Source organism: Archangium sp. (assembly GCF_045802675.1).
Classification (GTDB): Bacteria; Myxococcota; Myxococcia; order Myxococcales; family Myxococcaceae; genus Archangium.
This window is the reverse complement of the sequence record NZ_JBJMQO010000037.1, coordinates 1-14,352: the sequence shown is the minus strand read 5'-3', so window position 1 is coordinate 14,352 and position 14,352 is coordinate 1. Positions and strand designations below refer to the sequence as shown.

Genomic DNA, 14,352 nt, shown 5'->3' with positions numbered 1-14,352 from the left:
CTGGTTGGCGCGGGAGTTGAGCTGGCGGTAGGTGAGGGTGCTGCCCTCGAAGCTCACGGCCGGGGCGTCCGGGGTGCGCTCCACCTGGGCCTCGAAGAGCTGGTGGGCGGTGGCGGCAGGGCGCTCCACTCGCGTGTCGTTCCACTCCACCAACATCCGCTGCCGCTCGTCCTGTCCGAGCATGGACAGCTGCGAGAGGCGCTGCTCGGGCGAGGAGACGGCCGTCCGCAGCAGGGTGTGCAACTGGCCCATCATCCGCTCGATGGTGCCGGCGTCGAACAGGTCCGTGCTGTACTCGCACAGCAGCTCGAGGCCGTGCGGCAGGTCGGAGAACTCCACCGTCAGGTCGAACTTCGACGTGTGGTCGTCCACCGGCAGCAGATCCATGGTGAGGTCCGTCAGCTCCAGCCTCGGCTGAGGCAGGTTCTGCAGGACGAGCTTCACCTGGAAGAGCGGTGCGTGGCCGAGGCTGCGCTCGGGGTTGAGCTCACGCACCAGCTCCTCGAAGGGCACGTCCTGGTGGGCGTAGGCGCCCAGGGCGGCCTCGCGCACTCGGCCGAGCAGCTCGCGGAAGGTGGGGTCTCCCTCCAGCTTCGTGCGCATGACGAGCTGGTTGATGAAGAAGCCGACGATGCCCTCGGTCTCCGCGTGGGTGCGGTTGGCGATGTCGGTGCCGACCACGATGTCCGTCTGCCCGGAGTAGCGGGCCAGGAGCACATCGAAGGCCGCCAGCAGCGTCATGAACAGCGTGACGCCCTCGCGCTGGCCCAGCTCGCGGAGCGACGCGGCCAGCTCGGTGGGCAGGGTGTCGACGCGAGTGGCGCCGCGGTACGTGCGCACGGCCGGACGCGGATGGTCCGTGGGCAGCTCCAGGAGCTGCGGGATGCCGGCGAGCTGCCGGCGCCAATAGGCGAGCTGGCCCTGGAGCTCCCCACCCGTGAGCCACTCACGCTGCCAGGCCGCGAAGTCCACGTACTGCACGGACAGCTCGGGCAGCGGCGAGGGGCGGCCCGCGGTGAAGGCCTCGTACAGGGCGGCCATCTCGCGCACCAGCACGTCCATGGACCAGCCGTCCGAGATGATGTGGTGCATCGTCAGCACCAGCACGTGCCCGCGCTCGGCCAGCTTCAGCAGCAGCACCCGCATCAGCGGGGCGCGGCCCAGATCGAACGGACGCTTCACCTCGGCGAGGATGTGCCGCTGCACCTCGGCCTCGCGCTCCCTGGCCGGCACGGTGGACACGTCCACCACCGGCAGCGCGAGCGTCAGCTCGGAGGCGATGCGCTGCACCGTCGTGCCCTGCACGGTGTGGAACGTCGTGCGCAGGCCCTCGTGGCGGTGGATGGCCGCGTGGAAGGTCTTCTCCAGCGCGGCCACGTCCAGCGCGCCCTGGAGCCGGAGGACCGCCGGCATGTTGTAGAGCGGGCTGTCCGGCTCCAGCCGGTCGAGCACCCACAGGCGCTGCTGGGCGAAGGAGAGCGGCAGGGAGTCGCCGCGCGGATGGGGTCGCAGCGGCGGGAGCCGGAGGTTGCGGCCCGTCTGCGTGGCCGCCTCGACGCGTGCGGCCATGGCGGCCACGGTGCTCGCCTCGAAGAGCTCGCGCAGCGGCAGCTCCACGGAGAAGAGGGCACGGATGCGGGCGATGACCTGGGTGGCCAGCAGCGAGTGGCCGCCCAGCTCGAAGAAGTCGTCCGACGCGCCGATCCGCTCCACTCCCAGCAGCTCGCTCCAGACGCGGGCGAGCGCCTCCTCCACCGGCGTCCGCGGGGCCACGTACTCCGCGCGCAGGGAGGGCCGGGCGCTGTCCGGGGCCGGAAGCGCCTTGCGATCCACCTTGCCGTTGGGCGTCAGCGGCAGGGCGTCCAGGGCCATGAAGGCCGAGGGCACCATGTACTCGGGCAGCCGCTTGCGCAGGAAGTCGCGCAGGGCCGCGGTGTCCAGGCCGGAGGCCGCGGGCGTCTCCGGCACCAGGTAGGCCACGAGGCGCGCGTCGCCCGCGCCGTCCGTGCGCGCGGACACCACCGCCGTCCGCACACCCGGGAACCGGGTCAGCACCGCTTCCACTTCGCCTGGCTCGATGCGGTAGCCGCGCACCTTCACCTGCTGATCCACGCGGCCCAGGAACTCCACCGTCCCGTCCGCGCGCCACCGCGCCAGGTCTCCCGTGCGGTACATGCGTGTGCCGGGCGTGCTCGCGAACGGGTCGGGCAGGAAGCGCTCGGCCGTCAGGGCGGAGCGCTCCAGGTAGCCGCGGGCCACGCCCGTGCCGCCGATGTACAGCTCTCCCGCGACACCCACCGGCACCGGCCGGAGCCGTGCATCCAGCACGTAGAGCGACGTGTTGGCGATGGGCGTACCGATGGGCACCGGTCCGGCCTGCTCGCCCACGGTGTGCGTGGAGGACCAGATGGTGGTCTCCGTGGGGCCGTACATGTTCACCAGGGCGCCGCCGTGCAGCGCTCCGCGCAGCTGGGCCGCCAGGGCTTCCGGCAGGGCCTCACCACCCACCATCAGCCGCCGCAGGGCCGCGAGCGACTCCAATCCCTTCGTCTCCAGCATCAGCGCGCGGGCGCGCGAGGGCGTGAGCTGCAGGTGCGTGACGGCGTGCCGACGGAGCTGCCCGGACACCTGGCCCTCCTCCTGCTCGGTCTGGAGGATGACCTTGAAGCCACGGCACAGCGTCCACAGCAGCTCCAGCACGGAGATGTCGAAGGAGATGCTGGTCACCGCCAGCCACGTGCCCGCGGGCGAGGCGCCGAGGCGCGCGTCCATGCCCGCGAAGAAGTTGGTCACGTTGCGCTGCTGCACCATGACGCCCTTGGGCGCACCGGTGGAGCCGGACGTGTAGATGACGTAGGCGAGGTTCTCGGGACGGGCGCCGGCGGACGGGGCCCCATCACCCGGCACGGAAGCCAGGTCGGCCGCGTCCAGGAAGACGCGCTGGACGTCCTGGGCCGCAAGCGTGTCCGCCAGATTCCGCTGGGTGAGCAGCACCCGGGCTCCGGAGTCGCTCAACATGAAGGCGAGCCGCTCCGCCGGGTACGACGGATCCAACGGCACGTAGGCGCCACCCGCCTTGAGGACACCGAGCAGCCCGGCCACCAGCTCCGGCGAGCGCGAGGCGCACAGGCCCACGCGCGAGTCGGGCCCCACTCCCAGGGCGCGCAGCCGGCGTGCCACGGCGTTGGCCCGCGCATCCAGCTCCCGGTACGTCAGCGCCGAGCCGCCGCACACCAGCGCCGCGGTGTCCGGGGAGCGCGCCACTTGTGACTCGAAGAGCTGGGCGAGCGAGGACTCCCGCGCGAAGTCCGCGCCGGTGTCGTTCCACTCCACCAGGAGCCGGTGCTGCTCCTCGGCGGACAGGAGCGGCAGCGCGCCCAGTCGCTGCTCCGGGGCCGCGAGGGCACTCGCGAGCAGCACGTGGAGGTGGCCCACCAGGCGCTCCATGGTGCGGGCCTCGAACAGGTCCGTGCTGTACTCGAGCGTGCCGGTGAGGCCCTCCGCCGTGTCCGTCAGGGACAGCGTGAGGTCATACTTCGCGGCCGGGGACTCCACTTCCAGCGCGCGCAGGGTCAGGCCCGGCAGCGACACGGAGGGCAGGGGATCCTGCTGGAGCAGCAGCATCACCTGGAACAGGGGCGAGCGGCCCAGGTCACGCCGCGGACGCAGCTCCTCCACCAGCTTCTCGAAGGGGACGTCCTGGTGCGCGTACGCCCCCAGCGTCACCTCGCGGACCCGGCCGAGCAGCTCGCGGAAGGTCAGCTCCCCGGAGAGCTGCGTGCGCAGCACCAGGTTGTTGATGAAGGCGCCCACGAGCCCTTGCAGCTCGCTCCGGCGGCGGCCGGCGATGGCCGTGCCCACGCTCACGTCGTCCTGGCCGCAGTAGCGGTGCAGCAACGTCTGGAAGCCGGCGAGCAGCACCATGAAGGGCGTGACGCCCTCGCGCCGGGCGGTGGCCTTCAGGGCCTCGGCCAGCTCGCGCGGCAGCTGCACCGGCACGCTGGCGCCGCGGAAGGACTGGGACGCCGGGCGCGGGCGGTCCGTGGGCAGCTCCAGCGCGCGCGGGGCGCCCGAGAGCTGACGGCGCCAGTACGCCACCTGCGAGTCCAGCACCTCACCGCTCAGCCACCGCCGCTGCCACAGCGCGTAGTCCGCGTACTGCACGGGCAGCTCGGCCAGGGGCGAGGGGCGGCCCGCGGCCAGCGCCTCGTACAGCGCCGCCGTCTCCCGCACGAGCACGCCCATGGACGTGCCGTCCGAGACGAGGTGATGCATCGTCAGCGCCAGCAGGTGCTTGCGCTCGGACAGCCGCAGCACCCTCACGCGCATCAGCGGACCCGCCGACAGATCGAACGGCCGCCGCGCCTCCGCGTGGACGCGGCGCAGGGCCTCGGCCTCGCGCTCCTGCTCGGGGACGTCGCGCAGCTCCACCACCGGCACCGGCATGGTCCCGGTTGCGGAGAGCACCTGCACCGGCTGGCCACCCGCGGTGGACACCGTCGTCCGCAGCGACTCGTGGCGGCGGACGAGCTCCGCGAAGCAGCGCTCCAGCACGGCCACGTCCAGCGTCCCCTCCATCCAGACGGCGGCGGGGATGTTGTAGACGGGGCTGCCGGGCTCGAGCTGATCCAGGAACCACAAGCGCTGCTGCGAGAACGACAGCGGCACCGGCCCCGAGCGCTCCGTGCGCACCAGCGCCGGCGTCGCCGCGCCTGCCTGGGCGGTGGTCCGCGCCGCGAGCAGCTCCCGCGCCAGCGCGCGCGGAGTGGGGCCGCGCAGCAGGGACTCCATGGGCAGGGCCACGCCCAGCGCGTGCTCGGCGTCGTTCGACAGCTCGGCCGCGCCCAGCGAGTCCAGGCCGTACCGGGTGATGGGCTGATCCGCCTCCACCACCTCCGGGCGCACGCCCGCACGGGCGGCCACCCGCTCACGCAGCCACATCTCGATGGCCTCGGCGGTATCCAGGGCGCGGGGGGCCTCGGCGGTCGCGGCCGGGACGGAGGCCGCGGACGCCTGCTCGCGCCACGCCATCACTTCCTTCAGCTCGCCCGCGAGCCAGGCCGCGCGCGTGCCCTGGCGCTGGAGCTTCCCGCTGGACGTCTTGGGGATGCTGCCGGGCTCGATGAGGACGAGCGCGTGCAGCTGCAGCTCGTGCACCTCGGCCAGCTTCTGGCGCACCACTCCCAGCACCTCGTCCACGGACCCCGGCTGCCGGCGCGGATCCACCTCCTGCACCAGCACCAGCCGCTCCTCGCCTTCCACCTCCACGGAGAAGGCGGCACCGCACCCCGGCCGCAGCGCCGGGTGGGCCTGCTCCGCCGTCAGCTCCAGGTCCTGCGGGTAGTGGTTGCGCCCGCGCAGGATGAGCAGATCCTTGAGGCGGCCGGTGATGAACAGCTCGGCGTCCCGCAGGAAGCCCAGGTCTCCCGTCCGCAGGAACGGGCCGTGTCCGTCCGCCGTCCGTGCCTGGAAGGCCCTCGCCGTCTCCTCGGGGCGCTGCCAGTAGCCCTGGGCCACGCTCGGGCCGGAGACCCAGATCTCTCCCACCTGGCCCGGTGCGCACTCCCGCATCGACTCCGGATTCACGACGCGGATCTCCTGATCCGCCACCGTCCGGCCGCAGCCCACCAGGACCCGGGTGTCCGGGCCGCCGGCCTCGGCCGGCACCACCTGGTTGCGGCTCAATGCCTCCTGCCGCAGCGCCTGAAGGGTGGGCCCCTGGCCCTTGTCCACGCCCGAGACGATCAGCGTGCCCTCGGCCAGGCCGTAGCACGGGTAGAGCGCCTCACGCCGGAAGCCGCACGGGCCGAACGCCTGGATGAAGCGCTCCAGCGTTTCCGGACGGATGGGCTCCGCGCCGCAGAAGGCCAGTTCCCAACTGCTCAGATCCAGCCGCTCGCGCTCCTCCGGGGAGATCTTCCGCGTGCACAGCTCGAAGGCGAAGTTGGGACCGCCGCTGATGGTGCCCCGGAAGCGGGAGATGGCCTCCAGCCAGCGCAGGGGGCGCTTGAGGAAGTCCAGCGGCGACATGAGCGCCACCGGGAGTCCTCCATAGAGCGGCTCGAGGACGCCACCGATGAGGCCCATGTCGTGGTACGGGGGCAGCCAGATGACGCCCACGCTGTCGGTGCTCGCGCCGAAGGCCCGGTGGATCTGCGACAGGTTGTGCAGCAGGTTGCCATGGGTGAGCATCACGCCCTTGGGCGTGCCCGTGGAGCCGGAGGTGTACTGGAGGAAGGCCAGCGAGTCGCGAGCCACCTCGGGGCGCTTCCATCCGTCCTCCGCGCCCTGGGGGATTTCGTCCGTGGCCACCCAGCGCAGGTCCTTCAGGTCCGGTGCCTGCTCGAAGAGGAACTCGCCCATGGACAGGATGAACGAGGTGGTGAGCACCACCGTGGCCTGTGCGTCGCGGATGATGGCGCGCAGGCGCGGCAGCGTGCGATCCAACCGCGAAGGGTCCGGCGGGTAGGCCGGCACCGCGATGAGCCCGGCGTGCAGGCACCCGAAGAAACCGGCGACGTACTCCATCCCCGGCGGGTAGAGCAGCACGGCGCGCTCGCCGGGCCTGGCCACCGCTTGGAGGGCCGCGGCGATCCGCCGTGCGCGCTGGGACAGCCCGGCGTAGCTCAGGGTGGGCTCGGCGCCGTCCTCGAGGAACCGGTAGAGGATCTGATCGGGACGCTCGGCCATGCGCTGGTCGAGCAGTTCGAGCAATGTCTCGGAGCGGTGGGCAGGCGACAGGGCAGACATGACGGGTGCTCCGGAACGGACCGAGGGGCTTGAGAAGAGGAAGAAGAAGGAAGGAGTTTCAGCGGGCCGTGGCGGCCCGAGGCGGGCTGGCGGCGGGGGCGGGGCTCACCGTGACCTGGAGCCCATGGCGGGAGCGCAGGGTGACGACCGGCTCGAGGATGATCTCCTGCCCCGGCATCACGTTCACCCGGACGCGTTGCATCATCATGCTCAGCGCCACGGTGGCCGCCATCAGGGCCATGTTGCTGCCGATGCACATCCGCTGCCCGCCCCCGAAGGGGTAGTAGGCGAAGCGCGGCCGCTTCGCCATGCGCTCCGGCGTGAAGCGCTCCGGATCGAACTTCTCCGGCTCGTCCCAGAACGCCGGGTGCTTGTGGAGGATGGGCTGCATCATCACGACGACGGTGCCCGGCGTGACGTCATAGGCGCCGAGCTTGTCGGCTTCCTTGGCCTGCCGCGCCATGATCCACGCGGGCGAGTACAGGCGCATGGCCTCCTCGAACACCGCGGTGACGTAGCGCAGCTTCGGCAGATCCTGCAGCGTCGGGGCGCGCTCGCCGAGCACGGCGGCGACCTCCTCGCGCATCCGCTGCTCCACCTCGGGATGCTGACTGAGCAGCAGGCAGGTCCACGTGAGCGCCACCGCCGTGCTCTCGTGGCCGGCGAAGAAGATGTTGGCGCACTCGTCGCGCAACTGCTTGTCGCTCATCGGTTCGCCCGTCTTCGGGTCGCGCGCCTCCAGCATCTGACCGACCATGTCCGGGTAGGCGGTCGGATCCGCCCGGCGCCTGGCGATGCGGGAATTGATGGCGGCGTCCACGGTGGCGATTCCCGCACGGAAGCGCTTGCGGCGCTGCGTGGGCACGGGAAACGCCTTGAGCAGCAGGCTCGTGAGCATCGAGCGCCGGATGTTCTGCATCCGGACGATCTCCAGGCACGCCTCCAGCACCTCCGGTTGCTGCTCGATGACGTCCTCGCTGAACAGGGACTTGCCGAGGATGGAGAGGGAGAGCCGGCTCATGTCGTTGGCGACATCGAAGGACTTGCCCGAGCCGCTCTCCGCCAGCCACCGGTCCAGCATGTCGCGCGTGCTGTCCACCATGTGGGGGACGAGCGCGCCCAGCCGGTCAGGGTGGAACGCGGGCTGGATGAAGCGCCGCTGCTGGCGCCAGAAGTCCCCCTCGCTGGCGAACAATCCCTTGCCGAGCAGCCGCCCCGGAGGGTTGTGGGGCTTGGGGTAGTTTTGCGCGTTGTCCACCAGGACATGCTTCACGTAGTCCGGATGGCTCAGCAGGTAGACGAGCTGCCGGCGTCCCATGCGGAAGCGGACGAGGTCTCCATACTGCCGGAAGGAGCGCACGAAGAAGTCGAGCGGCTCGGCCTTTGCTTCGTTCATGCTGCCGAAGAGCCAGTTACCCTCGGGGCCCGGTGGGAGATTCAGCGGGGGGGATTCGGTGCTCATGGTCGTTTCTTCCTGCGAGGTGCGCTCGGCGAGGGCGGATGGGGGGACGGACCGCTGCCCCAGGGGGGCTCGGCCGCTCCGGTTTCAGGGCGGACCACGAAGCGTGGCTCCCCCATTCAGGGCATGGTCGGGTTCAGTGGGGGCGCGAGCCGGGCTCGGGCGTCGGGATGTCCCGCGCCTCGAGCGGCTTCGCAGGTCGTGGGGGGCTCACTTGCCAATGGGCAGCGTGCGCCGGACAGGAGCCTGCGTCTTGCCTGGGACGAACCAACGCGGCCCGCCGAAGTACATGAGCGCTTCCTGCTTCTTGACGAAGATGTCCATCGCGATGGAGATGCGCTCCTTCTGACCCAGGTACGGCCGGACCTCGTGGCGCACGTAGCTGGGGAAGAAGAAGAGTTTGCCCTCCGTCGGCGTGACGCTCACGCGCCAGTCCGTGTCCCACGGGCTGGTCTGCCCCGCGGCCTTGCCGCCGTGGCTGCGATCCAGGAAGCCGGGCCGGAAGTACACCGTCTGCCCGCCCTCACTCTCGGCCGGGGCCTCTCCCGTGCCGTAGCCCGTCTGCACCTGGTAGTGGCCGCTGATGTATGACGGATCGTGGTGGTGGACCTCGAGGAACCCGCCGTAGCGCAGCACGTTGGCCCAGCACGAGATGCCGACGATCTGCATCCCCGGAGAATCCGGATCCTCGCCCTGCACCCGGAACGTCTCTCGGATGCCTTCCAGTACGTACTTCCGGAACTCGGTGATCTCGGGATAGTCCCAGTTGAGGACGTTGAACTCCAGCCAGTACGCGGTCAGGCCCTCCTTGATTCCGGCCACCTGCGTCGGCTTGTGCTTGGCGAGGATCTCCCGCTCCTTCTCCAGGATGATTCGCGCCAACCCTGCGTTGAGCTCCTTGGAGTCCTTCAACTGGATCGCCAAGGTCGTGGTCGGCCACATGATCTGTGCCTTGACCTCACGCTCCATCGGATGCCCCTTTTCTAAGGCTAAGGCCAGCCGGGCTTGCATCGCGTTCCGGCGGACTGAAAAATGGTGCAGCGACGGTAGCCGACCTTTAGCGGCTTGTGAACAAGGCTACAGAACAGGGGGCCTGACGGCCCTTATTTCAGGTAGGGCAAAGTGCCCAAGAGGCGCTGGGCCCCCCCAGATTGGAGGAGGTGGAGGCTCGGCGCCGGTACCGAGTCCGGCCCGGCGGGTCGGCGAGGTAACAAAGGGCTTGAACCGTAAAGCTTTCCACGGTAGGGAAGCGGCCACGTTTCAGCGCGGTTGTTCGACGTGATGGCGGTCATAGCTCAACTGGTTAGAGCGCAGGACTGTGACTCCTGAGGTTACCGGTTCGATCCCGGTTGGCCGCCCACCTGAAATCCCCCCGCTTTCTGCGCCCATAGCTCAACTGGATAGAGCATTGGCCTTCGAAGCCAAGGGTTGGGGGTTCAAGTCCCTCTGGGCGCGCAGCAGCACCCCCTTTCGAGGGTGCCGCCACGCCGGGGACCTTCACTCCCGTACCGCGAGTCAGGCCTTCGCTTCACCCGCCGCGGGGACGCGGCAGCGCAGCTCGGCTTCGGTCTCGAGCGCCGCGAGGTTCTCGCGCACGTCCCGGGCCCACTTCGCCTTCGGCTGCTCCATCAGCTTCTCGTGGGCCAGGTCGATCGTCTCGGCCAGGTCCTCGTCGCTGAGCTCGGAGGCCGTCTTGCCCTTGTACGGACCGAAGGCCACCACCACGGACGAGCCCTTGAGCTTCACCGGGGCCTCGGCGGCCGGGGCCTCGGCGGCCACGGTGGGCTCCTGGGTCACGGTCTCCTTGGCGGCGGACTCCTTGTCCTTGGCCTTGGCCTTGGCGGCAGGCGCCTTGGCGGCGGGCTGCTCCTTGGCCACGGGCTCCTTGGCCGCGGGCTCGCGCACGTCCTTGGCGGAACGGGACGCGGGCCGCGCCTTCACGGACTCCACGGCCGGCTCGGGTTCACGCTCGGTGTTCCGAGCGCTCTCCTGGGCCTGCACCGGGGCCGGCTCCTTCTCCTCGCGCGCCTCACGCGGGGGCGTGGAGGGGAGGGGAGGGAAGGACGCCTTCACCGGGCCGGGGCGCGTGCCGAGCACCTCGTAGCCTCCGTGCCCCGTCGAGGGCGCGGGCTCGGGGGCGGGCTCGAACTCCTCGGCCGGCATCTCCTCGCGCACGTACAGGCCGCCGAAGGCCTCGGGGTACGCCTTGCGCAGCGCCGCCACGCGCGCGCACTTCTCGATCATCGTCGTGGGAATCTTGGCCCACAGCGGCGTCTGCTGGACGTAGCCCGCGAAGTCCAGCCACACCACGACTGGCAGCTTCTCCGCGCGCACCACCCGCGCCCAGGCACCCACCAGGCTGCCCTTGCGCTTGGCCGGGTTGAAGCGATGCACCACCTCGCCCTTGCCCTGGTCCACGATGATCTCATCCTCGGCGTACACCGCACTCGCCTGGATGCCCTTGAAGTCGGGGAAGCGCTCCGCGCGCGCCAGCATCCCCGCTTCCGAGGGCTGGAACTCGTAACGCGTTACCCAGTTGGGCCGCTCCCGGTTGCCCGCGTTCTGCCGGCGGGCCACGCAGAAGGCCTCCTTCAGCAGCGGGTCCAACCCGGAGCGCTTGCACTGCTCGATGAAGAGGGCGAACTCGTCTTCCCCGATTCCCTTGGGGCAGATGGTCCGCTTGATGAGCTCCACTCGCTCGGAGCTCCAGGGGCTCGTCGCCGTTTCCGTCTTGTTGTGTGCTTCCATGCCCTGCTCGGTTCTCCGCCTACGAAAAGGGCGAACGACCACCGTCCGCCCGCACCTCGGGGAGGATTCAACCCTGGACGGGGCGCGTTGGCATCCCCTTTACTGAACACCCGTTCATGCCAGCTCGGAGGGCAGGCGGGCGCGTTTCAGGGCGTGTGAAGGGGTTGCGCGGGCGTGCGAAAAAAAGCATTTGACGTGGGCGCGAAGGCCCCGTACAAGCCGTCCCCGTCGACGCGCGGTGACGAACGGCGCGGCGGCGCACAAGAGTCGGGAGCGTAGCTCAATTGGTAGAGCAATGGACTCTTAATCCATAGGTTGTGGGTTCGATTCCCTCCGCTCTCAACACCGGGGCCCCTTCAGTAATGAGGGGGCCCCGGTTCCTTTTTGGGCCCCTGGATTCGCGTGTGCCGGGCCCCCGGTTTCGAGGTAGAAGGCACGCCGTGCGCCCGGGCGGGTGGCGAAACTGGTAGACGCGCCAGACTTAGGATCTGGTACCGCAAGGTGTGAGGGTTCGAGTCCCTCCTCGCCCATTCCGGCCATTTCGCGTTGACCGGATCGGACCTATCTCCTAAAGCCGCACGTCCCACATTCTCACTTCTTCACCCATCCGACACGCCGGCGTCCTGTCCGGCGCGAGCGAGGCATCCCCATGAAGGTCCAGGTCGAGGAGCTCTCTCCCATCGAGAAGAAGCTCTCCATCGAGGTCGACAACGCCCGCGTGGCCGAGGAGCTCAGCCGTGCGTACACGGCCCTTGGCAAGCAGGTGAAGCTGCCCGGTTTCCGGCAGGGCAAGGTGCCTCGCCGCATCCTCGAGCAGCGCTTCCGCGAGCAGATTGAGGACGAGGTCGTCCAGCGCGTGGTGCAGAGCGCCTGGCTGGAGGCCATGCGGGAGCACAAGGTGGACGCCGTGGCGCCGCCCCAGGTGACGAGCAACTCGGGCCTCAAGGCCGACGCGCCCTTCTCCTTCGAGGCCCGCGTCGAGGTGAAGCCCAAGGTGGAGGCCAAGGACTACCAGGGCCTGCCGCTCACCCGCTCCGAGACGAAGGTCGAGGACAAGGAGGTGGATGATCGCCTCACCCAGCTGCGCGAGAGCATGGCGCGCCTGGAGGCCGTGGAGGGCCGTGACACGGCGCAGCTGGGCGACTTCGCCACCGTGGACTACGTGGCCACCGTGGACGGCAAGGAGTTCCCCGGCAGCAAGGCGGAGGGCGTGACGGTGGAGCTGGCCCCGGGCGAGCTGGTCGAGTCCAACGTGGCGGCGCTCGAGGGCGCCAAGGTCGGCGACGTGAAGGAGGTGGAGTACACCTTCCCGGCCGACTACCGCGTCGAGGACGTGAAGGGCAAGAAGGCCCTCTTCAAGTTCACCGTGAAGGGCCTGAAGAAGAAGATCGTCCCCGAGCTCGACGACGAGCTGGCCAAGCAGTCGGGTGAGGCCCAGACGCTCGAGGAGCTGCGCGGCAAGGTGCGCACGGACCTGGAGCTGACCAAGCGCAACAAGGTCCAGAACGAGGAGCGCGACGCCGTCCTCAAGGCCCTCATCGAGCGCAACACCTTCGAGGTGCCCCGCTCCATGGTCGAGCGCACCATCGACAACATGCTGGAGAACCGGCTGCGCGCCATGGCCCGCATGGGCATGGATCCGCGCCAGCTCAACCTGGACTTCGCCCGCCTGCGCGAGGACCTGCGTGAGGAGGCCACCCGGGAGGTGAAGGGGGCGCTGCTCATCGAGGCCATTGCTCAGAAGGAGAACCTCCAGGCGTCCGACGCGGACCTCGACAAGAAGATCGAGGAGCTGGCCGCGGAGGCGAAGCAGGACGTCGCCGTCGTCCGCAAGTACTTCAAGGGCCCGGAGGAGCGTCAGGGGTTGAGCCTCCGACTTCGCGAAGAAAAGACGATTGAATTCCTGAAGGGTCAGGCGAAGTATTCCTAGGAGTTCATTCTCCTTTAGACCCTTCGCGAGGTTGTCATGCCCTTCATGCCCGTTCCCTACGTCATCGAGCAGACCCACCGGGGGGAGCGCTCGTACGACATCTACAGCCGGCTCCTGAAGGACCGGATCGTCATGTTGGGAACGGAGATCGACGATGACGTCGCCAACGTCATCGTCGCCCAGCTCCTGTTCCTCGAGTCGGAGGATCCGGACAAGGACATCAACCTCTACATCAACTCGCCGGGTGGGTCGGTGACGGCGGGCCTCGCCATCTACGACACCATGCAGTACGTGAAGCCGCAGGTGTCCACCATCTGCGTGGGGCAGGCGGCCTCCATGGGGGCCGTCCTCCTGCTGGCCGGCGCCAAGGGCAAGCGCTACGCCCTGCCCAGCTCGCGCATCATGATTCACCAGCCGCTGGGCGGCGTGCGCGGCCAGGCCACGGACATCGAAATCCAGGCCAAGGAAATCCTCCGCATGCGGGCCAAGCTCAACGAACTCATCGTCAAGCACACCGGCCAGTCGATCGAGCGGGTGGAGAAGGACACGGATCGCGACTACTTCATGGGCGCGATGGAGGCCAGGTCCTACGGCCTCATCGACGAGGTGCAGAACCCCCGGAAGATCCTCGCCCCGCCGGCGGGCGAGCGGAAGTAGTCGCCCCCTGAGGGCATACGAGCCGGAGCCGCGGGGAATGCTGCACCGCGTCTCCGGCTTCTGTTTTCTGCGCCGGTTGTCTTGGGGTGTTAAGTACCCCGCAGGCGCGTGGACGCTCCGCATAGGGGCTTACTAGATTGGCTGTAGGCAGGGGGGGCGGGCCGGTTGGGAGAGCGCACCTCCAGGCAGTTGCAGCGAGGGCTTACATGGCGGGTAAGAACGTGGAGAAGCGAGACAACCAGTCCCTCTGCTGTTCCTTCTGCGGCAAGTCGCAGAAAGAGGTGAAGAAGCTCATCGCGGGACCGACGGTCTACATCTGCGACGAGTGCATCGGACTGTGCAACGACATCATCGCGGAGGAGATCGACCGCGAGGAGACCAAGGACACCAAGCTGCGGATTCCGCGGCCCAGTGAGATCAAGGCCATCCTCGACGAGTACGTGGTGGGCCAGGAGCGCGCGAAGAAGACGCTCTCGGTCGCGGTGCACAACCACTACAAGCGCATCGAGTCCAAGGTGCAGATGGACGACGTGGAGCTGCAGAAGAGCAACATCCTTCTGCTCGGCCCCACCGGGAGCGGCAAGACGCTGCTGGCGCAGACGCTCGCGCGCATCCTCAACGTGCCCTTCACCATCGCGGACGCCACCTGCCTCACCGAGGCCGGCTACGTGGGTGAGGACGTCGAGAACATCATCGTCAACCTGCTCCAGGCGGCCGACCACGACATCGAGCGTGCGCAGCGCGGCATCGTCTACATCGACGAAATCGACAAGATCGCCCGCAAGTCGGAGAACCCCTCCATCACCCG

7 protein-coding genes and 4 tRNA genes are annotated in these 14,352 nt (G+C 69.3%); 7 read left to right on the top strand and 4 right to left on the bottom strand.

What is annotated here, in order from left to right:
* The 3 genes from ACJ8AN_RS10935 to ACJ8AN_RS10925 all read right to left on the bottom strand — a co-directional run.
* Window positions 1-6,750 (bottom strand): amino acid adenylation domain-containing protein (locus tag ACJ8AN_RS10935; protein ID WP_407755232.1); only part of this gene is annotated, 6,750 nt, incomplete at its 3' end.
* Between the two features lie 58 nt (window positions 6,751-6,808).
* Window positions 6,809-8,212, bottom strand: a complete 1,404-nt coding sequence (locus tag ACJ8AN_RS10930) for a cytochrome P450 (RefSeq protein WP_407755231.1) — start codon at window positions 8,210-8,212, stop codon at window positions 6,809-6,811.
* A gap of 207 nt (window positions 8,213-8,419) precedes the next feature.
* The gene (locus ACJ8AN_RS10925; RefSeq protein WP_407755230.1) at window positions 8,420-9,133 is read right to left on the bottom strand and encodes a putative 2OG-Fe(II) oxygenase; all 714 of its coding nucleotides are present in this window, start codon (window positions 9,131-9,133) and stop codon (window positions 8,420-8,422) included.
* 360 nt (window positions 9,134-9,493) lie between these two features.
* Here ACJ8AN_RS10925 and ACJ8AN_RS10920 point away from each other — a divergent pair.
* Together ACJ8AN_RS10920 and ACJ8AN_RS10915 are read left to right on the top strand one after the other, a co-directional pair.
* Window positions 9,494-9,567, top strand: a tRNA-His gene (locus tag ACJ8AN_RS10920).
* Window positions 9,568-9,590: 23 nt separating this feature from the next.
* Window positions 9,591-9,664: transfer RNA gene (locus tag ACJ8AN_RS10915), tRNA-Arg, on the top strand.
* Between the two features lie 60 nt (window positions 9,665-9,724).
* Here ACJ8AN_RS10915 and bet read toward each other — a convergent pair.
* Window positions 9,725-10,957: a phage recombination protein Bet gene (gene bet / locus ACJ8AN_RS10910; RefSeq protein ID WP_407755229.1), complete on the bottom strand. Its 1,233-nt coding sequence runs from the start codon at window positions 10,955-10,957 to the stop codon at window positions 9,725-9,727.
* 269 nt (window positions 10,958-11,226) lie between these two features.
* Between bet and ACJ8AN_RS10905 the strand changes: the two genes are divergently transcribed.
* From ACJ8AN_RS10905 to ACJ8AN_RS10885, 5 genes are all read left to right on the top strand, one after another.
* Window positions 11,227-11,299, top strand: a tRNA-Lys gene (locus ACJ8AN_RS10905).
* A 106-nt stretch (window positions 11,300-11,405) separates the two neighbouring features.
* Window positions 11,406-11,487, top strand: a tRNA-Leu gene (locus ACJ8AN_RS10900).
* Window positions 11,488-11,606: 119 nt separating this feature from the next.
* Window positions 11,607-12,887, top strand: a complete 1,281-nt coding sequence (gene tig / locus ACJ8AN_RS10895; RefSeq protein ID WP_407755228.1) for a trigger factor — start codon at window positions 11,607-11,609, stop codon at window positions 12,885-12,887.
* A gap of 36 nt (window positions 12,888-12,923) precedes the next feature.
* The gene (gene clpP, locus ACJ8AN_RS10890; RefSeq protein ID WP_407755227.1) at window positions 12,924-13,544 is read left to right on the top strand and encodes an ATP-dependent Clp endopeptidase proteolytic subunit ClpP; all 621 of its coding nucleotides are present in this window, start codon (window positions 12,924-12,926) and stop codon (window positions 13,542-13,544) included.
* A gap of 206 nt (window positions 13,545-13,750) precedes the next feature.
* Window positions 13,751-14,352, top strand: a 602-nt coding sequence (locus tag ACJ8AN_RS10885) for a ClpX C4-type zinc finger protein (protein ID WP_407755226.1), incomplete at its 3' end; no start/stop codon positions are given.